The following is a 26,047-nucleotide window of genomic DNA, read 5'->3' as shown; positions in this document are numbered from 1 at the left end:
CACTTTGCGCGACAAACATCCGCGGCATGGGTACTGCTGCAATGCTCAGGGCCGCGGGTGTCGGAGTCGGCGACGAGGTCATCGTGCCGGCGTTCGGGAACGTCGAGGTCGCGGAGGCCGCGACCCAGGTCGGTGCGTCGGCTGTCTTCGCCGACATAGACCCGATGACGTACTGCCTTGACGCCGGCGCTGTCGAGGCGGCCGTGACCCCGCGGTCGACGGCCGTCGTCGTCGTACACCGCTTCGGTCGGTCGGCCGACATGGCGCGGCTGCGGGAGGTCGGGCAGCGGCACGGGCTCCTGGTGCTGGAACTGGGCGAGTCCGAGGCGCCGTTCGACGAGATCGCGCAGCGCAGGGAACGGGCGGCCTATCTTGACGGGCGGCTGAGCGGAGTGTGTACGCCCGATGGTGGCGACGGGCACACGTATCAGCAGTACGTCGTGCGTGTGCCGGGCAATGGGCGACCGGACCGGGACGCCTTCGCGCGGGCCATACGGGCCAAGGGAGTTGAGTGCAGGGTGCCGGTGAAGACGCCCGTGCACCGGCTGCCCGGGTTCCGTCGGGACGTGCACCTCCCGGAGACGGAGCGGGCCGCCGACGAGACCCTGGCGCTGCCTGTGGACGCGTCGTTGACGAAGCGGGAGATGCAGCGGATCGTGTCCGCGTGCAATGCGCTCGGAGGATTGCTGCAGCCCGCGTTCTGATCCAGCGAGACTGGTTGGGAGCACGCTTCTGTTCGGGGTATGATCTATTCCGTTGCCGCGAGGGAAACCTCGAAATGGTGACAGGCCCCCCTAGCTCAGTCGGCAGAGCGTCTCCATGGTAAGGAGAAGGTCAACGGTTCGATTCCGTTGGGGGGCTCAGACAGAAAAGGCCTCCGCCCTTACGGGCGGGGGCCTTTGTCGTATCCCGGCGTCGACTCCGGAGCCATGTCCCCGGAGTCGAGCCCGACCTCAGTCCCGCTGCAGACCCGGCACCCGCATCGCCAGAATCGCCATGTCGTCGGACGGGGCGTCGGAGGCGAAGCGCTCGACCGCGCGCATGATGCGGGCGGCCACCGCTCCCGCCGTGAGGCCCGTACAGGTGGTGAGGACGTCCGTGAGGCCGTCGTCGCCCAACATGCGGGTGCCCTCGCGGCGTTCGGTGACGCCGTCCGTCACGCACAGCAGCACGTCGCCGGGATCGAGGGTGACGGTCTGCTCGTACAGCTCCAGGTCCTCCATGACGCCGAGGAGGGGCTGCGGTTCGGCGGCCGCCTCCACGGTGCCGTCCTGGCGCAGGCGGAGCGGGAGCGGGTGGCCCGCGCAGACCACCTTCAGCATGGCGCTGCCGTCCTCCTGGGGCCACAACTCGCCGTAGAGCAGAGTCAGGAAGCGGCTGCGGGCGCCCTCGTCCAGGATCGCGGAGTTCAGGCGCTCCAGGACCGCCGGGCCACCGAAGCCCTCGCGGGCCAGGAGGCGCAGGGCGTGCCGGGCGAGGCCCGTGACCGCCGCCGCCTCCGGGCCCGTACCGCAGACGTCGCCGATGGCGAAGCCGTAGACACCGTCGCGGATGGGGAAGAGGTCGTAGAAGTCGCCGCCGACCTCGTTGCCCTCGCCGGCCGCGCGGTAGATGACCTCGACCTCGACGCCGTCGATGTGCGGGAGGTCGGGCGGCAGGAGGCTGCGCTGGAGGGACTGGCTGATGGCCGTGCGCTCCGAGTACAGGCGGGCGTTGTCGAGGGCCAGGGCGGCCCTGCGGGACAGGTCCTCGGCCAGTTCCAGGATCTCCTGGCGGAAGTGTTCGTCGGAGGGCTTGCCGAGTGTCAGCATGCCGATGACGCGGTTGCGGGCGACCAGGGGCAGGACGACGGTCTCGCCGCCGACCGCCGCGGCCGTCGCCAGGGTCGTACCGATGCCGGAGGTGACCGAGGCGGGCGCGCCGAGGCCCAGGCTGCGCATGGAGGTGCGCAGGGCCGCCTGGTGGGCCGCTTCGCCGGGGGCCGCCCAGATGCGGGCGCCGGGGGTGGGGACCGGGTCCGGCGGGGCGATCTTCGAGAGGAGGGCCTTGAGGCCGTCGATGCGCTCCTCGTCCTCGTGCAGGACGTACGAGAGGTACGGGTCCGAGGCCTGGTCGGCGATCGTGTAGACGGCGCACCAGGTGGCGAGGGTCGGGACCGTCATCTGGGCCATGAGGGCGAGGGTCTGGTCTCGGTCCAGGGTGCCGGCGAGGAGGTCGGAGGCCTCGACGAGGAAGCTCAGTGAGCCGCGGCGCAGGCGTTCCAGCTCTCCCAGACGGGCCGATTCCACCGCGAGCGCGATGCGGTCGGCGGCGAACTGGAGGCGCAGGGCCTCCTCGTTGGAGTAGCGGGCGGGTCCTTCGGCCGCGACACCGAGGGAGCCGGTGAGGCGGCCCTCGACCTTCAGCGGGACCGTGACGACCGAGCGCATGCCGGTGCCGGCCAGCAGCGGTACGGCGCCGGGGACGACCGTCAGGTCCTCGTGCACGGCGGGCATGCGGGCCGAGCCGTAGCGGCCGGGGCCCGCCTCGACGGGGACGCGGGCGAAGCGCTGGCGGGCGGAGGGCAGGCCCGTCGAGGCGCGTACCTCCAACTCGGTCTCGTCGTCGGTCGCGAGGAGCAGGAAGGCGGAGTCGCCGTCGAGCATGTCGCGGGCGCGCTCCACCGTGCGCTGGAGGAGGCCGTCCAGGTCGTCCGGGGCGGGGGAGCCGATGAAGACCTCGAAGGGGTCCGTGGCCTGGCCCTCGGAGCTGGTCGTCGTGTCGGTGGCCGAGGCCCGCAACGGGGTCTGCAGGACCGCCCGTTCGTGGTCGCGTACGAGGAGGCAGACCGTGGAGGGTTCGCCGCCGGTGTCGCGGACGCGGAGGTGGGAGGCGTAGACCGGGGTCACGCGGCCGCTCGCGCTGCGGATTCCGTAACTGCCTTCCCAGCGCGAGAGTTGGAGGGCCTCGACGATGCCCGTGCTGGTGCCCGGGGTGTGCGGCCAGGCGGCGAGGTCGGTGAGGGGCTTGCCGATGACCTGCTCGCCGGCGTACCCGAAGAGGTCTTCCGCGTCCTCGTTCCAGGCCGAGATGGCGCCGGTGCGGTCGATCTGGACCACCGCGACGCGGACGCGGGCGTCGGCGAGCGGCAGGAGGTCGGCGGGGAGGGCGGGGCCCGCGGTGCGGGTGCCGACCGGGCGCTCGGGCAGGTCGAGGTGGAACCAGACCTGCTTGTGCGTGGGGGAGTAGTCGACGCCCCAGCGGCCGGCGAGGGCCGCGCACAACTGGAGCCCGCGCCCGCCCTCGCGGTCGGGGCTGCCCATGTTCACAGCCGTCACCTGGAGTGGAATTTCACGTTCCGGGTAGCGGTCCGCCACCTCGATGCGTACGCCTTCGTCGCTGCGCAGACACAGGACGTCCGCGGAGGTGCCCGCATGTACGACAGCGTTGGTGACGAGTTCGCTGGTCAGGACCACCGCGTCATCGACGATGTCGGCGAAGCCCCAGCCCTGGAGGGTGTCGCGGACGAAGGATCTGGCGGTCGCCACCGATCGCCCGACGGGATCGAAACTGGCGGCCGCGCGCGCGGTGATCACAGAACTCCTTGTCCGGTTGTCGGCGTGCGGGGCTCCGAGGCCCACCCGCTCCTGCCGGGGCAGTGCCTGGTTCCCCGTCGGCCGAGGATCCTGGGGCTGTTCCCCAGAATGCAGTCCGGTGGTCATGGTGCGGTGCCCCTCCGATGCCTGCCCGCTCGTTCTCGTGCCACCGCCCAGGCCGGACAAACCGGTTTGGCTGGACAGCCGCATGCAAGGTTACTTACCTTCGCCGTCCATGCGGATGCCGGTCACCAGTGTTTCCGTCGGGAGAGGGGCAGAGTTTCCGTTCGGACAGGTGCCTGTGATTCCGTCCTGACGAGGCTGTGCCCGCCTCCGGGCGGTGTGCGGACGATGTGCGAAGCTGCCGAACTGTTATGGCCTGGTTCAGCCGGGGTGAAACACTGGGCAAGCTCCAGTGAGAACGTCGGTCGGGCCGAGTGCCTGCCGGTTCGCAGAGCAAGCGGTACCGGAGCACGAGCAAGTAGTACCTGAGCACGAGCAGAAATACACGAGCGAGCAGTACCCGAGTACGCCGAGCAGTAATGGTCGACCCTTGCGGGAGGGACACAGTGGAGTCTGGCGCAGCGACGCGGGGCAGTAAGACGCGCGCAGAAGACGGACAGTCCCTGAACAACCGGCGCACACCACGCAATGGCACCACTGAGGTGGACACGGCTGCCCTGAACAGGCTGCTGGCCGCGCTGGTGTCGATGCGGGACGGCAATTTCCGCAAGCGCCTCACGGTCTCCGGCGATGGCGTGATGTCGGAGATCGCGGCTGTCTTCAATGAGGTGGCCGACCGGAATCTGCATCTGACGGGTGAGCTGTCGCGGGTGCGGCGCGTGGTCGGGCGTGAGGGAAAGCTCACGGAGCGGCTGGAGTCGGGCGCCTGCGAGGGTTCCTGGGGTGCGGCGATCGACGCGTCGAACGCGCTCGTCGACGACCTCGTACGACCGGTCTCCGAGGTCGGCCGGGTGCTGTCCGCCGTGGCGGACGGTGATCTGTCGCCGCGTATGGAGCTGCGGGCGCAGGCGGCGGACGGCAACGGGCATCCGCTGCGCGGAGAGTTCCTGAAGGTCGGACGGACGGTCAACAACCTGGTCGACCAGCTGTCGACGTTCACCGATGAGGTCACGCGGGTGGCCAGCGAGGTGGGCACCGAGGGCAAGCTGGGTGGGCAGGCCCGGGTGCGTGGAATGTCCGGTTCGTGGAAGGACCTCACGGATTCGGTCAACACCATGGCGTACCGGCTGACGGCTCAGGTACGTGACATCGCTCTCGTGACGACGGCGGTCGCCAAGGGCGACCTGTCGCGGAAGGTCACGGTGCATGTGGCCGGCGAGATGCTGGAGCTGAAGAACACCGTCAACACGATGGTGGACCAGCTGTCGTCGTTCTCCTCCGAGGTGACGCGAGTCGCCCGTGAGGTGGGCACCGAGGGCGAGCTCGGCGGCCAGGCGCAGGTGCCCGGTGTGGCCGGCGTGTGGAAGGACCTCACCGATTCGGTGAACCTGATGGCCGGCAACCTCACGGCCCAGGTGCGTGGGATCGCTCAGGTGACGACGGCCGTCGCGAGCGGCGACCTGTCGCAGAAGGTGACGGTTTCCGCACGCGGCGAGGTCGCGCAGCTCGCCGAGACGATCAACCAGATGACCGAGACGCTGCGGACGTTCGCGGACGAGGTCACACGCGTGGCCAACGAGGTAGGCGGCGAGGGGCGGCTCGGCGGGCAGGCGAACGTGCCGGGGGCCGCGGGGACCTGGAAGGACCTGACGGACTCCGTCAACACGGTCTTCAGGAACCTCACGACCCAGGTGCGGGACATCGCCGCGGTGACGACGGCCGTGGCCAACGGTGACCTCTCCCAGAAGGTCAGCGTCGAGGTCGCCGGCGAGATGCTGGAGCTGAAGAACACCGTCAACACGATGGTCGACCAGCTGTCCTCGTTCGGTGTCGAGGTCACGCGCGTGGCGCGCGAGGTCGGTGTCGAGGGTGAACTGGGCGGCCAGGCGCAGGTGCCCGGTGTGGCCGGTACGTGGAAGGACCTCACCGACTCCGTCAACACGGCGTTCCGGAACCTGACGGGTCAGGTCCGCAACATCGCGCAGGTGACGACGGCGGTGGCCAACGGCGATCTGTCGCAGAAGGTCACGGTCGACGTCTCCGGCGAGATGCTCCAGCTGAAGAACACCGTGAACACGATGGTGGACCAGCTGTCGTCCTTCGCCGACCAGGTGACCCGGATGGCCCGGGACGTGGGCACGGAGGGCCGCCTCGGCGGTCAGGCCCGCGTCGACGGCGTGTCCGGTACGTGGAAGGAACTCACCGACTCCGTCAACTTCATGGCGGGGAACCTCACCTCGCAGGTACGGCAGATCGCGCAGGTCACGACGGCGGTGGCGCGGGGTGACCTGTCGCAGAAGATCGACGTGGACGCGCGTGGCGAGATCCTGGAGTTGAAGAACACCATCAACACGATGGTCGACCAGCTCTCCGCCTTCGCGGACCAGGTGACGCGGGTGGCCCGTGAGGTGGGTACGGAGGGCCGCCTCGGCGGCCAGGCGCAGGTGCCCGGCGTCGCCGGTGTGTGGCGCGACCTGACGGACTCCGTGAACGGCATGGCGGGCAACCTCACCGCCCAGGTGCGCAACATCGCGCAGGTCGCGACCGCGGTGGCGCGGGGTGACCTGTCGCAGAAGATCGACGTGGACGCGCGTGGCGAGATCCTGGAGTTGAAGAACACCCTCAACACGATGGTGGACCAGCTCTCGAACTTCGCCGAGCAGGTGACGCGGGTGGCCCGTGAGGTGGGTACGGAGGGTCGGCTCGGCGGGCAGGCCGAGGTCCAGGGCGTCTCCGGGACCTGGAAGGACCTCACGCAGTCCGTGAACTTCATGGCGAACAACCTGACGATTCAGGTGCGCAACATCGCGGAGGTCACGACCGCGGTCGCCATGGGTGATCTGTCCAAGAAGATCACCGTCGACGCCAAGGGTGAGATCCTCGAACTGGTCACCACGGTCAACACGATGGTCGACCAGCTGTCGTCGTTCGCCGAGCAGGTGACCCGGGTGGCCCGTGAGGTGGGCACCGAGGGCCAGTTGGGCGGTCAGGCGCGGGTGCCCGGGGTCACGGGCATCTGGAAGGACCTCAGCGACAACGTCAACCTGATGGCCTACAACCTGACCATGCAGGTCCGGAACATCTCGCAGGTGGCGGCGGCCGTCGCCAATGGAGACCTGACCCGGACGGTGACGATCGAGGCGCGCGGCGAGGTCGCGCAGCTCGCCGACACCTTCAACACGATGGTGAAGACGCTGAGTTCGTTCGCCGAGCAGGTCACCAAGGTGGCCCGCGAGGTGGGTACGGACGGCATCCTCGGCGGTCAGGCGCAGGTTCCGGGAGTCGCCGGTACGTGGAAGGACCTCACCGAGTCCGTGAACGGGATGGCGTCCAACCTGACCGGTCAGGTGCGCAACATCGCGATGGTCACCACGGCCATCGCCAAGGGTGACCTGACCAAGAAGATCGACATCGACGCGCGTGGCGAGATCCTGGAGCTGAAGACCACCATCAACACGATGGTCGACCAGCTGTCGTCGTTCGCCGAGGAGGTCACCCGAGTCGCGCGCGAGGTGGGTACCGAAGGGCAACTGGGCGGCCAGGCGCGGGTGCGTGATGTCGACGGCACCTGGCGCGACCTCACCGAGTCGGTGAACGAGATGGCCGGGAACCTGACCCGGCAGGTGCGTGCCATCGCGCGCGTGGCGACCGCGGTGACCCGCGGTGACCTGAATCTGAAGATCGACGTGGACGCCTCGGGCGAGATCCAGGAACTTCAGGACTACATCAACAAGATGATCGCCAACCTGCGCGACACCACCATCGCCAACAAGGAGCAGGACTGGCTCAAGGGCAACCTCGCCCGGATCTCCGCCCTGATGCAGGGGCGCCGCGATCTCGACGACGTGGCATCGCTGATCATGAGCGAGCTGACGCCGGTGGTCTCGGCGCAGCACGGTGCGTTCTTCCTCTCCATGCCGCTGGTCGACGGCAAGGAGGCGGGCAACGACGAGGACGCGTACGAGCTGCGCATGCTCGGCTCGTACGGCTACTCGATGGGCTCCATGCCGACGTCGTTCCGGCCCGGTGAGGCGTTGATCGGGACGGCCGCCCAGGAGAAGCGCACGATTCTGGTGGAGAACGCGCCGAGTGGTTATCTGAAGATCTCGTCCGGGCTCGGCGAGGCGCCTCCGGCGCAGGTGATCGTGCTTCCGGTGCTCTTCGAGGGGACCGTGCTGGGCGTGATCGAGCTGGCGTCCTTCACGCCGTTCACGCAGATCCAGAAGGACTTCCTGAACCAGATCGCCGAGATGATCGCGACGAGCGTCAACACCATCTCCGTCAACACCAAGACGGAGGTGCTGCTCAAGCAGTCGCAGGAGCTCACCGAGCAGCTGCGGGAGCGCTCGGCGGAGTTGGAGAACCGGCAGAAGGCGCTCCAGGACTCCAACGCCGAACTGGAGGAGAAGGCCGAGCTGCTGGCCCAGCAGAACCGCGACATCGAGGTCAAGAACACCGAGATCGAGGAGGCGCGGCAGGTCTTGGAGGAGCGTGCCGAGCAGCTCGCGGTCTCCATGCGGTACAAGAGCGAGTTCCTGGCGAACATGTCGCACGAGCTGCGGACACCGCTCAACTCCCTGCTGATCCTCGCGAAGTTGCTCGCCGACAACGCCGAGTCGAACCTGACTCCGAAGCAGGTCGAGTTCGCGGAAACGATCCACGGAGCGGGTTCCGACCTACTCCAGCTGATCAACGACATCCTCGATCTGTCGAAGGTCGAGGCGGGCAAGATGGACGTGTCGCCGACCCGTATCGCGCTGGTCCAACTCGTCGACTACGTAGAGGCCACTTTCCGTCCGCTGACCGCGGAGAAGGGTCTCGACTTCTCCGTCCGGGTGTCGCCGGAACTGCCCGCGACGCTGCACACCGACGAGCAGCGGCTCCTTCAGGTGCTGCGCAACCTGCTCTCCAACGCGGTGAAGTTCACCGACTCCGGAGCGGTCGAATTGGTGATCCGGCCCGCCGGCGCGGATGTCCCGGTGGCGATCCGGGAGCAGCTCCTGGAAGCGGGTTCGCTGCGGGACGCGGACGCCGGTCTGATCGCGTTCTCGGTGACCGACACCGGCATCGGGATTGCCGCCAGCAAGATGCGGGTGATTTTCGAGGCCTTCAAGCAGGCGGACGGCACGACGAGCAGGAAGTACGGCGGTACGGGTCTGGGGCTGTCCATCTCGAGGGAGATCGCCCGTCTGCTGGGCGGTGAGATCTACGCTCAGAGTGAGCCGGGACGAGGTTCGACGTTCACGCTGTATTTGCCGCTGCACCCGAGCGAACTGCCCCCGCAGGGCTACGGGCAGCTCGCGCCCACGCTGGAGACCGGGGAACTGCTCGCCTCCGAGGCGGAGCTGTCCGGGGTCGGCATCGAGACGCCGGCCGAGGTGAAGTCGTACCAGGAGACGCAGAACGGGCCTGCCGCACTCTTCAGGCGGCGCCGCAGGGCGCTGCCCGCGACCGAACAGCGCCCGGGGCTGCCGGGGCCGAACGGGGCCGCGGGCGCGTCTCAGGACCAGTGGGCGGCCGGGGGCCGGCAGGAGGCGGCGGCGCAGCCGCGTCGAGGCATCCGGTTCGAGGGCGAGAAGGTGCTGATTGTCGACGACGACATCCGCAACGTGTTCGCGCTCACCAGCGTCCTGGAGCAGCACGGCCTGTCGGTGCTGTACGCGGAGAACGGCCGTGAGGGCATCGAGGTGCTGGAGCAGCACGACGACGTGACGGTCGTTCTGATGGACATCATGATGCCCGAGATGGACGGCTATGCCACGACGACGGCGATTCGACGGATGCCGCAGTTCGCCGGACTGCCGATCATCGCGCTCACGGCGAAGGCGATGAAGGGCGACCGGGAGAAGGCCATCGAGTCCGGGGCGTCCGACTACGTCACCAAGCCGGTCGATCCCGATCATCTGCTCTCCGTGATGGAGCAGTGGATGCGCGAGGAGTGAGCGGGACGGGTGCCGTGGGGCGGTGTGGACGGCCGGGAAGTCCGGCTGTGCGCGCCGCGGCCGCGGCGCGAGGCGCCCGACGTCGTATAACTGACTGTGGCCGAAGCCGTGTAGAAGCACGGGATTCGGGGAACCTTCTGGTCTCCCGCTACGTTTCTGCTAGGTGCACGGTGACATCGCGGTGACAGGGTGTGGCGACAGGCGGGGTGCGGCTACCATGACCGGCACAAGGACGGGCGACGCAAGGGAGTCGTCCCCTGGGGCGGCGCCCGGTGCACTGCCGGGGCGAGGAGGGCGGGCCATGGTGCAGAAGGCCAAGATCCTTCTGGTCGATGACCGGCCGGAGAATCTGCTGGCGCTGGAGGCGATCCTCTCCGCGCTCGATCAGACACTGGTACGGGCATCGTCCGGAGAGGAAGCGCTCAAGGCGCTACTGACCGACGACTTCGCGGTCATTCTGCTGGACGTCCAGATGCCTGGAATGGACGGGTTCGAAACCGCGGCACACATCAAGCGGCGAGAACGGACGCGGGACATCCCGATCATCTTTCTCACCGCGATCAACCACGGTCCGCACCACACCTTCCGGGGGTACGCGGCGGGTGCGGTGGACTACATCTCCAAGCCGTTCGACCCATGGGTGCTGCGCGCGAAGGTCTCCGTCTTCGTCGAGCTGTACATGAAGAACTGCCAACTGCGTGAGCAGGCGGCGCTGCTGCGGCTGCAGCTGGAGGGCGGCGGTAAGACGGCGCTCGGCTCGGCCAAGGAACCGGCCGGTCTCCTCGCCGAACTCTCCGCGCGGCTCGCGGCCGTTGAGGAGCAGGCCGAGGCGCTGTCCAAGCAGCTCGACGACGACTCGGCGGACGCGGCGGCGGTGGCGACCGCGGCCCATCTCGAACGCAAACTCACGGGATTGCGCAGGGCGCTGGACGCGTTGGAGCCGGGCACGGGAAGCGGGGCACCGTCGGTGCCGTCGCAGAACTGACCCTCGAGTCGCAGAACTGACCCTCGAGCAGTCCGTCGTTCGCGGTGAGCGCGCGTCAGTTCTGATCCCTGGTACGGGCGACACGAACGGGTGAAGCTGTAGGCACACGTGTCCGCTGTCGTCTGCACCGGTAACCTCACACACATGGCCTCACGTCAGTCCGCAGCCAAGAAGCCGCCCGCGAAGAAGGCGGCCGCTCCGACGAAGGCTCCGGCGAAGAAGGCCCCCGCGAAAAAGGCAGCCGCCAAGAAGGCGCCCGCCAAGAAGGTCGCGGTGAAGAAGGCCCCACCCCCGTCGGCGCCCAACCCCACCGCGGGTGTGTACAAGCTCGCACGCGCCGTGTGGTTGGGCATCGCGCACGCCGTCGGCGCGATGTTCCGCGGCATAGGACGGGGCGCGAAGGGGCTCGACCCGGCGCACCGCAAGGACGGACTCGCGCTCCTGCTGATCGGGATCGCGCTGATCGTCGCGGCGGGCACGTGGTCCAACCTGCACGGGCCCGTCGGCGACCTTGTCGAGATGCTGGTGACGGGCGCCTTCGGCCGCCTCGACCTGCTCGTACCGATACTGCTCGCGGTCATCGCCGCCCGCTTCATCCGGCACCCCGAGAAGCCGGAGGCCAACGGGCGCATCGTGATCGGCCTGTCCGCGCTCGTCATCGGCGTGCTCGGCCAGGTCCACATCGCCTGCGGGGCGCCCGCGCGCAGCGACGGCATGCAGGCGATAAGGGACGCGGGCGGGCTCATCGGCTGGGGGGCGGCCACCCCGCTGACGTACACGATGGGCGAGGTTCTCGCCGTACCGCTGCTCGTGCTGCTCACGATCTTCGGCCTGCTGGTCGTCACGGCGACCCCCGTCAACGCGATCCCGCAGCGGCTGCGGCTCCTCGGACAGAAGCTGGGCATCGTCCAGGCCGACTTCGACGAGGACGCCCTGGGCGAGGACGACGAGCGCTACGACGAGCAGTGGCGCGAGGGGCTTCCCGCCCGCTCCCGGCGGCGTTCACAGGCTCCTGAGGGGTACGACCCGGAGAGCGCCGAGGAGGAGGCACTTACCAAGCGCCGTGGCCGTCCCCGGCGGCCCGCTGTGCAGCAGCCCGACATGAACCGGCCCATGGACGCGGTGGACGTCGCCGCGGCGGCCGCCGCGGCGCTCGACGGGGCCGTGCTGCACGGGATGCCGCCCTCTCCGCTGGTCGCCGATCTGACGCACGGCGTCACGGTGGAGCGCGACGGCTACGAGGAGACGACCCCGGTGCCGGCCGCGCGCGCCAAGGTCGTCCCGGGTGCCAAGCGGCCCAAGCAGGAGGCCCTGGCCGTCGAGTCCGTCGTGCCCGACCTCACCAAGTCGGCGCCCGACGCGCCCCGCGACCTGCCCCCGCGCGCCGAGCAGCTCCAGCTGTCCGGCGACATCACGTACTCCCTGCCCTCGCTCGACCTACTGGAGCGCGGCGGGCCCGGCAAGACGCGCAGCGCCGCCAACGACGCGATCGTCGCCTCGCTCCAGAACGTCTTCATGGAGTTCAAGGTCGACGCCGCCGTCACCGGCTTCACGCGTGGTCCGACGGTCACGCGCTACGAGGTCGAGCTCGGTCCCGCCGTGAAGGTCGAGCGGATCACGGCGCTCACCAAGAACATCGCGTACGCCGTCGCCAGCCCCGACGTGCGGATCATCAGCCCGATCCCGGGCAAGTCGGCGGTGGGTATCGAGATTCCCAACACCGACCGCGAGATGGTCAACGTTGGTGACGTGCTGCGCCTCGCGGACGCGGCTGAGGACGACCACCCGATGCTGGTCGCGCTCGGCAAGGACGTCGAGGGCGGCTATGTGATGGCCAACCTGGCGAAGATGCCGCACGTGCTCGTCGCCGGAGCCACCGGTTCCGGTAAATCCTCGTGCATTAACTGCCTCATCACGTCCGTGATGGTCCGGGCGACCCCCGAGGACGTCCGGATGGTCCTCGTCGACCCCAAGCGGGTCGAGCTGACCGCGTACGAGGGCATCCCGCACCTGATCACGCCGATCATCACCAACCCGAAGCGGGCCGCCGAGGCACTGCAGTGGGTCGTACGGGAGATGGATCTGCGCTACGACGACCTCGCGGCGTTCGGCTACCGGCACATCGACGACTTCAACGAGGCCATCAGGAACGGCAAGGTGAAGCTGCCCGAGGGCAGTGAGCGCGAGCTGACGCCGTACCCGTACCTGCTGGTGATCGTCGACGAGCTCGCCGACCTGATGATGGTCGCCCCGCGCGACGTCGAGGACGCGATCGTGCGTATCACCCAGCTCGCGCGCGCGGCCGGCATCCACCTGGTGCTCGCCACCCAGCGGCCCTCCGTGGACGTCGTCACCGGTCTGATCAAGGCGAACGTGCCGTCCCGGCTCGCCTTCGCCACGTCGTCGCTGGCGGACTCGCGCGTCATCCTCGACCAGCCGGGTGCCGAGAAGCTGATCGGCAAGGGCGACGGGCTCTTCCTGCCGATGGGGGCCAACAAGCCCACCCGTATGCAGGGCGCCTTCGTCACCGAGGACGAGGTCGCGGCCATCGTGCAGCACTGCAAGGACCAGATGGCGCCGGTCTTCCGGGACGACGTCACTGTGGGCACCAAGCAGAAGAAGGAGATCGACGAGGACATCGGCGACGACCTCGACCTGTTGTGCGCCGCCGCCGAACTGGTCGTCACCTCGCAGTTCGGTTCCACCTCGATGCTGCAGCGCAAGCTGCGGGTCGGCTTCGCCAAGGCCGGGCGGCTGATGGACCTCATGGAGTCCCGCGGCATCGTCGGGCCCAGCGAGGGCTCCAAGGCGCGTGACGTTCTTGTGAAGGCCGACGAGCTGGATGGAGTGCTCGCCGTGATTCGTGGGGAAGCTGGAGCGTAGGGCTTTCGGCGGAGGAAAACGGGACAGCTCGGTCACCGTACGGGTGAGATCTCGGCGGCGCGGTCATGGCGCGGACGGTTCGCTCCGTGACACGTGGATATTCGAACGTGACTCACCCGTAAGGCAAGGACGGGCAACCGTTTCCCCCCGTCGTACGTCAAGTTGAGCGAGGGGACAGGTCACTGTCCCCACATCAGGATGACCGGCCATTCTGATGGCGTACAAAGTCCCACCGCCCGGTTGCCCCACCCTTTCGTACCCCCCCTAAACTGAACCTCCAGCACAGGTGGCTACACGCTCGAAAGGCGCCCCCGTGTCCATCGGCAACTCCCTTGACGGTAACTCCCCTGAAGACGAGCGCCCGTTCGAAGAGCACCGCGAAGAAGGCCTCTCGGTCGGTCGCGCCCTGCGGCAGGCTCGCACCGAGGCCGGACTGACCGTCGACGACGTCAGCAACGCCACCCGGGTCCGTATCGCCATCGTGCACGCGATCGAACAGGACGACTTCGCCCCCTGCGGCGGTGACGTCTACGCGCGCGGTCACATCCGGACGCTGGCCCGGGCCGTGCGCCTCGATCCGGCCCCGCTGCTCGCCCGCTACGACGCCGAACACGGCGGGCGTCCCGCGCCGACCCCCGCCGCCCCGCTGTTCGAGGCGGAACGCATCCGTCCCGAGCGCCGCGGGCCGAACTGGACCGCCGCCATGGTCGCGGCCATCGTCGCCGTGATCGGCTTCGTCGGGTTCACCGTGGTCAAGGGCAGCGGTGGGAGCGACGCGAAGTCGTCGGTCGCCGAGGGCTCCACACCGACCGCCAGTACATCCACCACCTCCGCCAGCCCCAAGATCAGCAAACCAGCCGACCCGAAGCCCGAGCCCACCGACAGCGCCATCGCGGCCGCCCCGCAGGACAAGGTGACCGTCCAGGTGAGCGCCCCCGACGGGCGCAGCTGGATCTCCGCCAAGGACCACAACGGTCGGCTCCTCTTCGACGGTCTGCTCAAGCAGGGTGAGTCCAAGACCTTCCAGGACAAGACGAAGATCGACCTGGTGCTCGGCGACGCGGGCGCCATCAAGCTGTACGTGAACGGCAAGAAGATCGACGACCAGTTCCAGCCCGGCCAGGTCGAGCGACTGACCTACACGAAGGGCGACCCCGTCGTCGGATGACTTCGGACGGCCGTGAGGGTCGGACAACGGGCGCACGAGCCGGGCGCACAAAGAGCTCACCGCACAGGCGGGTACGGGGTTGGCCAAGATCGGCCAACCCCGTCGACGTGGGCTGTCAGTGAGACAAAGTAGTCTTGAGCTCATGCCTGAACGCCGTACCGTCGCACTCGTCACCCTTGGCTGCGCCCGTAACGAGGTGGACTCGGAGGAGCTCGCAGGCCGCTTGGAGGCGGACGGCTGGCAACTCGTGGAGGACGCCGAAGAAGCGGACGTCGCCGTCGTCAACACCTGTGGCTTCGTCGAGGCCGCCAAGAAGGACTCCGTCGACGCCCTCCTGGAAGCCAATGACCTCAAGGGGCATGGCAGAACCCAGGCCGTCGTGGCGGTGGGCTGCATGGCCGAGCGGTACGGCAAGGAACTCGCCGAAGCCCTCCCCGAGGCTGACGGTGTGCTGGGCTTCGACGACTACGCGGACATCTCCGACCGCCTCCAGACCATCCTGAACGGCGGCATCCACGCCTCCCACACCCCGCGCGACCGGCGCAAGCTGCTGCCGATCAGCCCCGCCGAGCGGCAGAGCGCGGGCGAGGAGGTGGCCCTTCCCGGCCACGGGGCCCCCTCGGACCTTCCGGAGGGCGTCGCCCCGGTCTCCGGCCCCCGTGCGCCCCTGCGCCGGCGCCTGGACGGCTCCCCGGTCGCCTCGGTGAAGCTCGCCTCCGGCTGCGACCGGCGCTGCTCCTTCTGCGCCATCCCGTCCTTCCGGGGATCCTTCATCTCGCGCCGCCCCAGCGACGTGCTGAACGAGACGCGCTGGCTGGCCGAGCAGGGCGTCAAGGAGATCATGCTGGTCTCCGAGAACAACACCTCGTACGGCAAGGACCTGGGCGACATCCGCCTCCTGGAGACCCTGCTGCCCGAGCTCGCCGAGATCGACGGCGTCGAGCGGGTGCGCGTGAGCTACCTGCAGCCCGCCGAGATGCGCCCCGGGCTCATCGACGTGCTGACCTCCACGCCGAACATCGCGCCCTACTTCGACCTGTCCTTCCAGCACTCCGCGCCCGACGTGCTGCGGGCGATGCGGCGCTTCGGCGACACCGACCGCTTCCTGGAGCTGCTCGACACCATCCGCTCCAAGGCCCCGCAGGCCGGTGTGCGGTCCAACTTCATCGTGGGCTTCCCCGGCGAGACCGAGGCCGACCTCGCGGAGCTGGAGCGCTTCCTCACGGGCGCGCGCCTCGACGCCATCGGTGTCTTCGGGTACTCCGACGAGGAGGGCACGGAGGCGGCGACCTACGAGAACAAGCTCGACCAGGACGTGGTCGACGAGCGCCTCGCGCGTGTGTCCCGGCTCGCCGAGGAACTGGTCGCGCAGCGCGCCGAGGAGCGCGTCGGGGAGACCGTGTACGTGCTCGTGGAGTCGCTCGACGGGGACGAGGGCGCGTACGGCCGCGCCGCGCACCAGGCGCCGGAGACGGACGGCCAGGTGCTGTTCACGAGCGGCGAAGGGCTGACGGTCGGCCGTATCGTCGAGGCCAAGGTGGTCGGTACGGAAGGTGTCGACCTGGTGGCCGAGCCGCTTCTGGGCTCGCTCCCGTGTACTGAGGAGGCGGCCAGATGACCGGAGCCCCGGCGTCCGCGGCGGGCGGCTCCCCCAGCGCGAACGGCGCGGCGGGCGCTCCTGGCGTTCCCGGGGGCTCCAAGCAGGCGCGGGGCGGGAAGCTGAGCGCTGCGGCTGTCAATCAGGCCAGCCTCTGGAACATCGCGAACATCCTGACCATGATCCGGCTCGTGCTGGTGCCGGGCTTCGTGGCGCTGATGCTGGCCGACGGCGGGTACGACCCCGTGTGGCGTGCCTGGGCCTGGGCGGCCTTCGCCGTGGCCATGATCACGGACATCTTCGACGGCCACCTGGCGCGTACGTACAACCTGGTCACCGACTTCGGGAAGATCGCCGACCCCATCGCCGACAAGGCGATCATGGGCTCGGCGCTGATCTGTCTTTCCTACCTCGGTGATCTGCCGTGGTGGGTGACGGGCGTGATCCTCGGGCGCGAGCTCGGGATCACCCTGCTGCGCTTCCTGGTGATCCGCTACGGGGTCATTCCGGCCAGCCGCGGCGGCAAGCTGAAGACCCTCGCGCAGGGCACCGCGGTCGGGATGTACGTCCTGGCGCTGACGGGGCCGCTGGCCACCCTGAGGTTCTGGGTGATGGCGGTGGCGGTCGTCCTGACCGTCGTCAGCGGGCTCGACTACGTGAGACAGGCCATTGTGCTGCGCCGGAGTGGAATCGCCGAGCGGCAGGCGGCGGCCGAGGAGGCGGAACGGTGAGTTCCACGGCCGCCGAAGTGCTGCGACTACTCACGGTGAGGGGCGAGACGCTCGCCGTCGCCGAGTCGCTGACCGGTGGTCTGGTGGCGGCGGAGATCACCGCGACGCCCGGGGCCTCCCAGGCCTTCCGGGGTTCCGTGACGGCGTACGCCACCGCGCTCAAGCATGAACTGCTGGGTGTCGACGCCACTCTGCTGGCCGAGCGCGGCGCGGTGGATCCGCAGGTCGCGGCCCAGATGGCGGCCGGTGTGCGCAAGGCGCTCGGCGCGGACTGGGGAATCGCGACGACGGGTGTCGCGGGACCCGAGCCGCAGGACGGGCAGCCGGTCGGGACGGTTTTCGTGGCCGTCGACGGGCCCGCCCGGGCATATTTTCATGCTGCCGGCGGCGGGAAAGTGATGCAGCTGCGGTTGAACGGCGACCGGGCGGAAATCCGTATGGAGAGTGTACGGAGCGTACTCGCTCTGCTGCTGAAGGAGCTGGCGGGCGAACAGACCGGGAATGAGCGGGCACAGGATACGGAACAGAACGGGGGGTTTTGATGTTTGCAGCCCTGAGTGAACACGACATCGCTCCCCGCACGGCCGCGGCGCAAGGCGGTACGGTGGGGCGTGAAGGATGCGGCTACGCGGTCCGAGGAGGGAGCCACCGATGATTCTGCTCCGTCGCCTGCTTGGTGACGTGCTGCGTCGGCAGCGCCAGCGCCAGGGCCGTACTCTGCGCGAAGTCTCCTCGTCCGCCCGAGTTTCACTCGGCTATCTCTCCGAGGTGGAGCGGGGGCAGAAGGAGGCATCCTCCGAGCTGCTCTCCGCCATCTGCGACGCGCTGGACGTACGGATGTCCGAGCTCATGCGGGAAGTGAGCGACGAGCTCGCTCTCGCCGAGCTGGCCCAGTCTGCAGCGGCCACCGAGCCGGTGCGCACACCGGTGCGCCGTCCGATGCTGAATTCCGTATCGGTCACCGGCGTGCCACCGGAACGGGTCACCATCAAGGCGCCAGCCGAGGCGGTCGACGTCGTCGCCGCCTGACGCTCACGAGTTCACGCTCATGAGCTGAGCACGCTTGTGAAAGCCCCGGCCGGGGCTGCTCCAGGGAAGACCTGGAGCCGACTCGGCCGGGGCTTTCGCTGTCTCTGAGGGCCTCTGGGGATCTCTGGGGGTCTCTGGGAGACCGCTGGCGCGACTTGCTTCAGGTGACCCGAATTGTTCGTGTATGCCATGGTTGATGAGGTCGTGGTTGATGAGGCCGTATGTGATGAGGTCGAGTGGATCGGAGGATCCCGATGTACGTCGTGAAGAGCCCGTTGTCCGACGCGGACCTTAGGACCGTGTCCGGCGCCCTGCAGGGAGCGCTGGTTGACCTGGTGGATCTCTCCCTGGTCGCGAAGCAGGTCCACTGGAACGTGGTCGGACCGCGCTTCCGCTCGATCCACCTTCAGCTCGACGAGGTCGTGGACACCGCGCGGCTGCACTCCGACACGGTGGCGGAGCGCGCCTCGACGCTGGGAGTCCCACCCGACGGACGGGCCGCGACCGTGGCCACCAGCAGCGGCATCGGTGTGACGCCCGAGGGCTGGATCAAGGACACCGACGCCGTGGGGATGCTCGTGGACGCGCTGAGCGCGGTGATCAGCCGGATGCGGGTGCGGGTGGACGCGACCGGCGAAGCCGATCCGGTGAGCCAGGACATCTTCATCCAGATCACGGCCGATCTCGAGAAGCATCACTGGATGTTCCAGGCGGAGAACGGGTGACGCCCGGAGGCGGGCGGCTCACGCCGGCGACCGCCGGGCGCCTCGTGGCGGCCGCGGGGCGCCACGGCGGGCTTCGTATGTGCCGTGGGTGCGCCTCTGTGCCGTTGGTGCGCCCTGCCGGTGGGTGAGAGCGCAGGTCTAGCTTCGGGCTGGAGGTGGACACCATGGCAGGGCGGATAGCGCGCTGGGGGGCTGCGCTGGGGCTCGGCGCACTGTGGTGGTGGGGGGTTCTCCGGCTCGCGCTGGTGCCCGACGCCGGGGCGCTGGAGGGGGCGGTCGCGGCCGGGGGATGGGGGTTGAGCCTGCTGCCGGTGCACTGTGTGCCGAAGGCGGGGGTCGTGCGCGCCGGTGCCAGGGCACGTCGTCGGCGGGAGGCGCGTGGGGCGCGCGAGCCGGGGGCTTCGTAGGGGCGGGGCGCTCGGTGGAGGGGGTGGGGGACGGGCACGGCGCGTTCGGGGGCCTGTGGTGCTCGGGGCTCCGGTGCGCGGGGCGTGCCGGGGGCGCGTCGAGGTGCCGGCGGGGCGGGGGCGGGGCTGGGTCCGGGGGCCGATGCCGTGTGGCGGATGTCGGGTGGCGGCGGCGAGTCGCGGCGGTGTGGGGGTGCGCTGGGGGTTGACGGGGGCTACCAAGGCATCGCTACGCCGCCGTTCGGGCGGAGGATCTGACCCGTCGTGAACACCGAGGCGTCGGAGGCCAGATACAGCACGGCGTGCGCGACGTCCTCGGGTTCGCCGACCCGGCCCAGCGGCGAGAGTCGGGCCATGACCGCCTCGGTGCGCGCCTGGGCCTCCCCGTGACGGTCGGTCATCGGCGTACGCGTCCAGCCGGGTGCGACCGCGTTGACACGGATGCCGTGCGGGCCGATCTCGGTCGCCAGGGTCTTCGTCAGCTGCACGACGGCCGCCTTCGCCGCGCCGTAGCAGAGCAGGCCGGGGCCGCCGGTGTCGATGGCGCCGGACGCCATCGTGATGATGCTCCCGCGTACGCTCTTCGCGATCATGAGGCGGGCGGCTTCCTGGCAGGCGTACAGCACGCCCTTGAAGTTGACGCCCAGGACGCGGCCGAGGTCCTCGTCCCGGGTTTCCAGGACCGGGCTGCTGTGCATGATCCCGGCGACCGCCGCCATGACGTCGAGTCGCTCGCAGGACGCGACGGCTTGCTGGAGCTGCGCGCGATCGCTGACGTCGAGCGGGTGCGTGTGGGCCGTGCCGCCCTCAGCCTTGATGAGGGTGGCCGTCTCGTGCAGGCCCTGCGCGTCGTGGTCCGCGCAGTGGACGGTGGCCCCCGCCTCCGCGAGCAGGACGGCTGACGCGCGGCCGATTCCGCTCGCGGCTCCGGTGACGAATGCGGTGCGTCCGGTGAGGTCGTACGCCTTGACGGGCATGAAGGGACGGTACGAGGATTTCTGACGGGCCGTCAATTAGTCGTACGGTGGGGAGTTGTACGGGATCGACCGGCGCCCGGGGGCGGGATACGGCCCGGCGGCGGAGTCGGGTCCGGCTGGCACGTCGGGCACCAGTACGTGGGGCGCTCCCGCGCGCCGTCGCCCTGGTCGGCCCGGCGGATCGAGGTGCCGCAGCGCAGGCAGGGACGGGGTGCGCGGCCGTACACGAAGAGGTTCTGGTCGCGGCGGCCGGTGGTGATGCGGGTCGGGCGGTCGCGGTTGGCCTCCAGGAGCTTCTTGGCCAGGGCCGGGAGCTGGGCGGCGCGGTCGGCGGGAAGCTCGCCGATGGGGAGCCAGGGAGTGACCCGGAGGAGGAAGCACAGCTCGCTCTTGTAGACATTGCCGATTCCGGCGAGGTTGCGCTGGTCCAGGAGGGCTTCGCCGAGGGGGCGGGTGGGGTCCTGGAGGAGATTCTCCAAGGCGTCGTCGGGATTCCAGTCCGGGCCGAGGAGGTCGGGGCCGAGGTGGCCGACGGCGCGGGTCTCGTCCGCGGTGCGGATCAGCTCCAGGACGGGGAGCCGGTAGCCGACGGCCGTGCGGTCCGCGGTGCCGAGGATCGCCCGGATCTGGTGGGCGGGGCCGCCGCTCCAGGGTCGGCCGTTCGCGTACACCTTCCAGGAGCCGTCCATCCGCAGATGCGAGTGCAGGGTCAGGCCGCCCTCGATCCGGGTGAGGAGGTGCTTGCCGCGCGGGGTGACGTCCAGGACGGTGTGGCCGGTGAGGTCGGCGGTGGCGTACTTGGGCACTCGCAGGTCGGAGCGGGTCAGCACCTTGCCCGCGAGGGCGGTGTGCAGTCGTCTCGCGGCCTGCCAGACGGTGTCTCCTTCGGGCATGGGTTCCAGGGTGTCACGGGTCGGGGTGGGGCGCGGCGGGGTGGGGCGGGATGCGGGTACGGGGGGTGCGTGGGCGGGGTGGTTATGCGCGCAGGCGCAGGCCCCGGGGAGTGGCGATGAAGCCGGCGCTCTCCAGGAGCGTGCCGATCGGGGATGTCAGGGCGGAGGCGCCGTTGACGCGCTCCACCGTGACCGTGCCGAGGGAGCCCGCGCGGGCGGCCGCGGCGAGGGCTTCGGCGGCGGCACGCAGACGGGCGTCCTCCATGACCGAGCCGTCCGGGTCCGAGGGCCAGGCCAGCAGGGTCTTGCCGCCGCGCTCCATGTACAGCGTCAGCTCGCCGTCGACGAGCACCACCAGGGAGCCCGCCTTACGGCCCGGCTTGTGCCCGGAGCCGGTGGGGGGCTCGGGCCAGCCAAGGGCCGCGCCGTACGCGTTCGCCGGGTCGGCGGCGGCCAGGACCACGGCCTGGGGGGTGGCCCGGGACGAGGAACGGGCGCGGAACCGGTTGGGGGAGAGGGCGGGATCGCTCGCGAAGCCGTGGCCGTCGGCGAAGGGGGAGTCCTCGGTCCCGGGGAAAACGAGCGGGCTCGTCGCGTCGAGGTCGTCGGGGAAGGCGTGGGCGTGCGCGGCATCGTGACCGCCGGGGAAGCCGTTGGTGTGGGGGCGGCCGGGTGCGTCCAGGAAACCGGGGGTGTCCGGGAAACCGGTCGGCCCTGGGAAGGCGTCCCGGGGGTCCTGGGCGGTCAGGGATTCGCCCCGGTCCCGCGCGTTCGCCGCCGCGCGCAGGCGGTCCACCGCTCCGTCCATCGCGAACTGGGCGGCGCCCAGTCCTTCCACCACGTAACCCCGGCGTGCCTGGCCGCTGTCCTCGAAGGCGGACAGGATGCGGTACACGGCGGAGAAGCCTCCTTCGACGCCTTCCGCGGCGACGGCGCCCCGGGTCACCACGCCGTGCCGGTCGAGCAGCGTGCGGGCCAGGGCGTGGGCGCGCACGGTGGCGTCGGGCTCACGGGCGGGCAGCAGCGACCAGCGGCCGGCCACCGTCGGCGGGCCCGTACGGGACTGGGGGCGTGCGGTGCCGGTCAGGGAGCCGTAGCGGCCGCGCGGGACCGTGCGCTTGGCGCGGTGCGCCGTGGACCCGGCTGTGCGGCCCGAACCCAGGAGAGCGCGCATCGGTGCGAGCGTGTCGTTCGTGAGCCGCCCGGACCAGGCCAGGTCCCAGACCGCGTCCGCGAGTTGGGGATCGGAGGTGTCGGGGTGGGTGGTGGCGCGGACCTGGTCGGCGATCTGGCGGAAGAACAGTCCGTAGCCCCCGGAGAGCGCGTCCAGGACCGACTGGTGCAGGGCGGTCAGTTCCAGGGGGTGCGGGTCCGGGAGGAGCAGCGGGGCCGCGTCCGCGAGATAGAGCGAGACCCAGCCGTCCTTGCCCGGCAGCGCCCCGGCTCCGGCCCACACCACCTCTCCTGCTGCGGTGAGTTCGTCCAGCAGCGCGGGCGCGTAACCGGAGACGCGGGAGGGCAGGACCAGCTTCTCCAGGGCGGAGGCGGGCACCGAGGCGCCCTGCAACTGCTCGATGGCACGCACCAGTCCGTCGATGCCGCGCAGCCCGTGTCCGCTGTCGACGTGCTGCCACTGCGGCAGGAACTGCGCCAGCGCGGCGGGCGGCACCGGCTCCAACTCGTGGCGCAGGGCCGCGAGCGAACGGCGCCGCAGTCTGCGCAGCACGGTCGCGTCGCACCACTCCTGGCCGATGCCCGCCGGGTGGAACTCCCCCTGGACGACGCGGCCGTTCGCCGCGAGGCGTTGCAGCGCTCCGTCCGTGACGGCCGGGCCGAGACCGAAGCGGGCGGCGGCGGTGGTGGAGGTGAACGGGCCGTGGGTGCGTGCGTAGCGCGCGAGGAGGTCGCCGAGTGGGTCCTTGACCGGCTCGGTGAAGGCCTCGGGGACGCCGACGGGCAGCGCCGTGCCCAGAGCGTCCCGCAGGCGGCCGGCGTCCTCGATGGCCGCCCAGTGGTCGACGCCGGCGATACGGACCTTGATGGCGCGGCGGGCGGCGGCCAGCTCCATGGCCCACTGTGGCTCCGCGCCGCGCTCGGTCAACTCTGCGTCCTTGAGCGGGCCCAGCAGGCGCAACAGGTCGGCGACGCCTTCCACGTCCTTGACGCGGCGGTCCTCGGTGAGCCACTGGAGCTCCCGCTCCAGCTCGGCCAGAACCTCGGCGTCGAGCAGCTCGCGCAGCTCGGCCTGGCCCAGGAGCTCGGCCAACAGGCGTGAGTCCAGCGACAGGGCGGCGGCGCGCCGCTCGGCGAGCGGGGAGTCGCCCTCGTACAGGAACTGAGCGACGTATCCGAACAGGAGGGAGCGGGCGAACGGGGAGGGCTCGGGCGTGGTGACCTCGACGAGCCGCACCTTGCGCGACTCGATGTCGCCCATCAGCTCGGTGAGGCCGGGGACGTCGAAGACGTCCTGGAGGCATTCGCGGACCGCCTCCAGGACGATCGGGAACGATCCGAACTCGCTGGCCACCTGGAGCAGTTGGGCGGCGCGCTGCCGCTGCTGCCACAGCGGGGTGCGCTTTCCCGGGCTGCGGCGCGGCAGCAGCAGCGCGCGGGCGGCGCACTCGCGGAACCGGGACGCGAACAGCGCCGAGCCGCCGACCTGGTCGGTGACGATCTGGTCGACCTCGCCCTTGTCGAAGGCGACGTCCGCCGCGCCGACGGGTGCCTGCTCCGCGTCGTACTCCGTGCCCAGCTTCGTGGGCTCCTGGTCGAGCAGGTCCAGGCCCATCACATCGGCGTCGGGCAGGCGCAGCACGATGCCGTCGTCGGCGTGCATGACCTGGGCGTCCATGCCGTAGCGCTCGGAGAGCCGGGCGCCCAGCGCGAGGGCCCAGGGGGCGTGCACCTGGGCGCCGAAGGGGGAGTGCACGACCACCCGCCAGTCGCCCAGCTCGTCACGGAACCGCTCGACGACGATCGTGCGGTCGTCCGGGACGTGCCCGCACGCCTCGCGCTGTTCGGCGAGGTACGACAGCACGTTGTCGGCGGCCCAGGTGTCCAGTCCCGCGGCGAGCAGCCGCAGACGGGCGTCGTCCTTGGGGAGCGAGCCGACCTCGCGGAGGAACGCGCCCACCGCCCGGCCGAGCTCGAGCGGGCGGCCGAGCTGGTCGCCCTTCCAGAAGGGGAGCCGACCCGGGACACCGGGGGCGGGGGAGACCAGGACGCGGTCGCGGGTGATGTCCTCGATGCGCCAGGAACTCGTGCCGAGCGTGAAGACGTCCCCGACGCGGGACTCGTAGACCATCTCCTCGTCGAGCTCACCGACCCGGCCGCCGCCCTTCTTGGGGTCGGAGCCCGCGAGGAAGACCCCGAACAGCCCGCGGTCGGGGATGGTCCCGCCGGAGGTGACGGCGAGGCGCTGAGCGCCGGGTCGGCCGGTGACCGTACCCGCGACGCGGTCCCACACCACGCGGGGCCTGAGCTCCGCGAAGGCGTCGGACGGATAGCGGCCCGCGAGCATGTCCAGGACGGCCGTGAACGCCGACTCGGGCAGCGAGGCGAAGGGCGCCGCCCGGCGGACCGTGGCAAGCAGGTCGTCGACCTGCCAGGTGTCGAGGGCGGTCATGGCGACGAGCTGCTGGGCCAGCACGTCCAAGGGGTTGGTGGGGACCCGCAGGGACTCGATGGAGCCGGTGCGCATCCGCTCGGTGACCACCGCCGCCTGGACCAGGTCGCCGCGGTACTTGGGGAAGACGACGCCGGTGGACACCGCGCCGACCTGGTGGCCCGCGCGGCCCACACGCTGGAGGCCGGAGGCCACGGACGGGGGGGACTCGACCTGGACGACGAGGTCGACCGCGCCCATGTCGATGCCGAGCTCGAGGCTGGAGGTGGCGACCACGGCGGGCAGGCGCCCCGCCTTCAGGTCCTCCTCGACCAGGGCCCGCTGCTCCTTGGAGACCGAGCCGTGGTGGGCCCGTGCGATGACGGGCGGTGCGCCCTGGGCCGCGCCGGAGCCCCCCATGAGCTGGGCCGGGGCGTGCGCCTCCGCCAGGGGTTCGCCCGTCGCCCGCTCGTACGCGATCTCGTTCAGCCGGTTGCACAGGCGCTCCGCCAGGCGGCGGGAGTTGGCGAACACGATGGTGGAGCGGTGGGACTGGACGAGGTCGGTGATCCGCTCCTCGACATGCGGCCAGATGGAGGGCTTCTCCGCGCCCTCACTGCCGTCGGCGACCGGGGAGCCGCCCAGCTCGCCCAGGTCCTCGACCGGGACGACCACGGAGAGGTCGAACTCCTTGCCTGACGGCGGTTGGACGATCTCCACCTTGCGGCGGGGCGAGAGATAACGGGCCACCTCGTCCACCGGACGCACCGTCGCGGAGAGACCGATGCGGCGCGCGGGCTTGGGCAGCAGCTCGTCGAGGCGCTCCAGGGTGAGCGCGAGATGGGCACCGCGCTTGGTGCCCGCGACCGCGTGCACCTCGTCCAGGATCACCGTCTCGATGCCCGTCAGCGCGTCGCGCGTCGCCGACGTCAGCATCAGGAACAGGGACTCGGGGGTGGTGATCAGGATGTCCGGCGGGCGGGTGGCCAGCGCTCGGCGCTCGGCGGCCGGGGTGTCGCCGGAGCGGATACCCACCTTCACCTCGGGCTCGGGCAGCCCGAGGCGCACCGATTCCTGCCGGATACCCGTCAGTGGGCTGCGCAGATTCCGCTCCACGTCCACCGCGAGGGCCTTGAGCGGTGACACGTACAGCACCCGGCAGCGCTTCCTGGGGTCGGCCGGGGGCGGGGTCGAGGCCAGCTGGTCGAGCGCGGCGAGGAACGCGGCCAGAGTCTTGCCGGAGCCGGTCGGGGCGACCACCAGCACGTCCGAGCCCTCGCCGATGGCCTTCCACGCGCCGGCCTGGGCCGCGGTGGGCGCGGAGAAGGCCCCCGTGAACCAGCCGCGGGTCGCGGGGGAGAAGCCGTCGAGGGCTCGGTGTGCGGAGCTGACCATGCGTCCATCCTGC

Annotated in this window: 15 protein-coding genes and 1 tRNA gene; 12 read left to right on the top strand and 4 right to left on the bottom strand. The window is 70.3% G+C overall.

What is annotated here, in order from left to right:
• Positions 1-41: 41 nt before the first annotated feature.
• Together OG819_RS03210 and OG819_RS03205 are read left to right on the top strand one after the other, a co-directional pair.
• The gene (locus tag OG819_RS03210; RefSeq protein ID WP_266652553.1) at positions 42-704 is read left to right on the top strand and encodes a DegT/DnrJ/EryC1/StrS family aminotransferase; all 663 of its coding nucleotides are present in this window, start codon (positions 42-44) and stop codon (positions 702-704) included.
• An 84-nt stretch (positions 705-788) separates the two neighbouring features.
• Positions 789-861, top strand: a tRNA-Thr gene (locus OG819_RS03205).
• Positions 862-953: 92 nt separating this feature from the next.
• Here the strand turns inward: OG819_RS03205 and OG819_RS03200 are convergent.
• Positions 954-3,701 (bottom strand): SpoIIE family protein phosphatase, encoded by a 2,748-nt coding sequence (locus OG819_RS03200; RefSeq protein WP_266629334.1) that lies wholly within the window; start codon positions 3,699-3,701, stop codon positions 954-956.
• 443 nt (positions 3,702-4,144) lie between these two features.
• On the opposite strand from OG819_RS03200, the gene OG819_RS03195 reads away from it, so the two are divergent.
• From OG819_RS03195 to OG819_RS03150, 10 genes are all read left to right on the top strand, one after another.
• Positions 4,145-9,640 (top strand): HAMP domain-containing protein, encoded by a 5,496-nt coding sequence (locus OG819_RS03195; RefSeq protein ID WP_266647913.1) that lies wholly within the window; start codon positions 4,145-4,147, stop codon positions 9,638-9,640.
• A gap of 301 nt (positions 9,641-9,941) precedes the next feature.
• Entirely contained in the window at positions 9,942-10,625 is a 684-nt protein-coding gene (locus OG819_RS03190; RefSeq protein ID WP_054228614.1) for a two-component system response regulator, read from the top strand.
• Positions 10,626-10,769: 144 nt separating this feature from the next.
• Entirely contained in the window at positions 10,770-13,508 is a 2,739-nt protein-coding gene (locus OG819_RS03185) for a DNA translocase FtsK (protein WP_266647912.1), read from the top strand.
• 313 nt (positions 13,509-13,821) lie between these two features.
• Positions 13,822-14,676 carry a helix-turn-helix domain-containing protein gene (locus tag OG819_RS03180; protein ID WP_266430479.1) on the top strand — a complete coding sequence of 285 codons (855 nt, stop codon included), beginning with the start codon at positions 13,822-13,824 and terminating at the stop codon, positions 14,674-14,676.
• Between the two features lie 142 nt (positions 14,677-14,818).
• On the top strand, positions 14,819-16,294 hold the full coding sequence (gene rimO, locus OG819_RS03175) for a 30S ribosomal protein S12 methylthiotransferase RimO (RefSeq protein WP_266430476.1): 1,476 nt from the start codon (positions 14,819-14,821) through the stop codon (positions 16,292-16,294).
• A complete protein-coding gene (gene pgsA / locus OG819_RS03170; RefSeq protein ID WP_266647910.1) occupies positions 16,291-17,004 on the top strand; it encodes a CDP-diacylglycerol--glycerol-3-phosphate 3-phosphatidyltransferase in 714 nt (237 codons plus the stop codon). The genes rimO and pgsA overlap by 4 nt, the downstream gene beginning before the upstream one ends.
• Entirely contained in the window at positions 17,001-17,546 is a 546-nt protein-coding gene (locus OG819_RS03165) for a CinA family protein (RefSeq protein ID WP_266586423.1), read from the top strand. The genes pgsA and OG819_RS03165 overlap by 4 nt, the downstream gene beginning before the upstream one ends.
• A gap of 109 nt (positions 17,547-17,655) precedes the next feature.
• A complete protein-coding gene (locus OG819_RS03160; protein WP_266430466.1) occupies positions 17,656-18,033 on the top strand; it encodes a helix-turn-helix domain-containing protein in 378 nt (125 codons plus the stop codon).
• Positions 18,034-18,287: 254 nt separating this feature from the next.
• The gene (locus OG819_RS03155; protein WP_266430463.1) at positions 18,288-18,758 is read left to right on the top strand and encodes a Dps family protein; all 471 of its coding nucleotides are present in this window, start codon (positions 18,288-18,290) and stop codon (positions 18,756-18,758) included.
• Between the two features lie 164 nt (positions 18,759-18,922).
• Entirely contained in the window at positions 18,923-19,165 is a 243-nt protein-coding gene (locus tag OG819_RS03150) for a hypothetical protein (RefSeq protein WP_266629343.1), read from the top strand.
• A 215-nt stretch (positions 19,166-19,380) separates the two neighbouring features.
• Here the strand turns inward: OG819_RS03150 and OG819_RS03145 are convergent, their stop codons facing one another.
• The 3 genes from OG819_RS03145 to OG819_RS03135 form a co-directional block, all read right to left on the bottom strand.
• Positions 19,381-20,142 (bottom strand): SDR family NAD(P)-dependent oxidoreductase, encoded by a 762-nt coding sequence (locus OG819_RS03145; protein ID WP_266647909.1) that lies wholly within the window; start codon positions 20,140-20,142, stop codon positions 19,381-19,383.
• Positions 20,143-20,174: 32 nt separating this feature from the next.
• Positions 20,175-21,035, bottom strand: a complete 861-nt coding sequence (locus OG819_RS03140) for a DNA-formamidopyrimidine glycosylase family protein (RefSeq protein ID WP_266647908.1) — start codon at positions 21,033-21,035, stop codon at positions 20,175-20,177.
• Between the two features lie 82 nt (positions 21,036-21,117).
• Complete coding sequence (locus tag OG819_RS03135; protein ID WP_266647907.1) at positions 21,118-26,034, bottom strand: ATP-dependent helicase; 4,917 nt, start codon at positions 26,032-26,034, stop codon at positions 21,118-21,120.
• Positions 26,035-26,047: the final 13 nt, after the last annotated feature.

The organism is Streptomyces sp. NBC_01549, assembly GCF_026339955.1.
GTDB lineage: Bacteria > Actinomycetota > Actinomycetes > Streptomycetales > Streptomycetaceae > Streptomyces.
Note: the sequence above shows the minus strand (reverse complement) of the source record. Positions and strands in the feature narration are given on the sequence as shown.

Bases quoted from the DNA above. Each gene is read 5' to 3' on its own strand.
- OG819_RS03200 (WP_266629334.1), bottom strand. From the start codon at position 3,701: ATGACCACCGGACTGCATTCTGGGGAACAGCCCCAGGATCCTCGGCCG.
- OG819_RS03145 (WP_266647909.1), bottom strand. From the start codon at position 20,142: ATGCCCGTCAAGGCGTACGACCTCACCGGACGCACCGCATTCGTCACC.
- OG819_RS03185 (WP_266647912.1), top strand. From the start codon at position 10,770: ATGGCCTCACGTCAGTCCGCAGCCAAGAAGCCGCCCGCGAAGAAGGCG.
- OG819_RS03190 (WP_054228614.1), top strand. From the start codon at position 9,942: ATGGTGCAGAAGGCCAAGATCCTTCTGGTCGATGACCGGCCGGAGAAT.
- OG819_RS03155 (WP_266430463.1), top strand. From the start codon at position 18,288: ATGTACGTCGTGAAGAGCCCGTTGTCCGACGCGGACCTTAGGACCGTG.
- pgsA (WP_266647910.1), top strand. From the start codon at position 16,291: ATGACCGGAGCCCCGGCGTCCGCGGCGGGCGGCTCCCCCAGCGCGAAC.
- OG819_RS03210 (WP_266652553.1), top strand. From the start codon at position 42: ATGCTCAGGGCCGCGGGTGTCGGAGTCGGCGACGAGGTCATCGTGCCG.
- OG819_RS03160 (WP_266430466.1), top strand. From the start codon at position 17,656: ATGATTCTGCTCCGTCGCCTGCTTGGTGACGTGCTGCGTCGGCAGCGC.
- OG819_RS03140 (WP_266647908.1), bottom strand. From the start codon at position 21,035: ATGCCCGAAGGAGACACCGTCTGGCAGGCCGCGAGACGACTGCACACC.
- rimO (WP_266430476.1), top strand. From the start codon at position 14,819: ATGCCTGAACGCCGTACCGTCGCACTCGTCACCCTTGGCTGCGCCCGT.
- OG819_RS03150 (WP_266629343.1), top strand. From the start codon at position 18,923: ATGGCAGGGCGGATAGCGCGCTGGGGGGCTGCGCTGGGGCTCGGCGCA.
- OG819_RS03135 (WP_266647907.1), bottom strand. From the start codon at position 26,034: ATGGTCAGCTCCGCACACCGAGCCCTCGACGGCTTCTCCCCCGCGACC.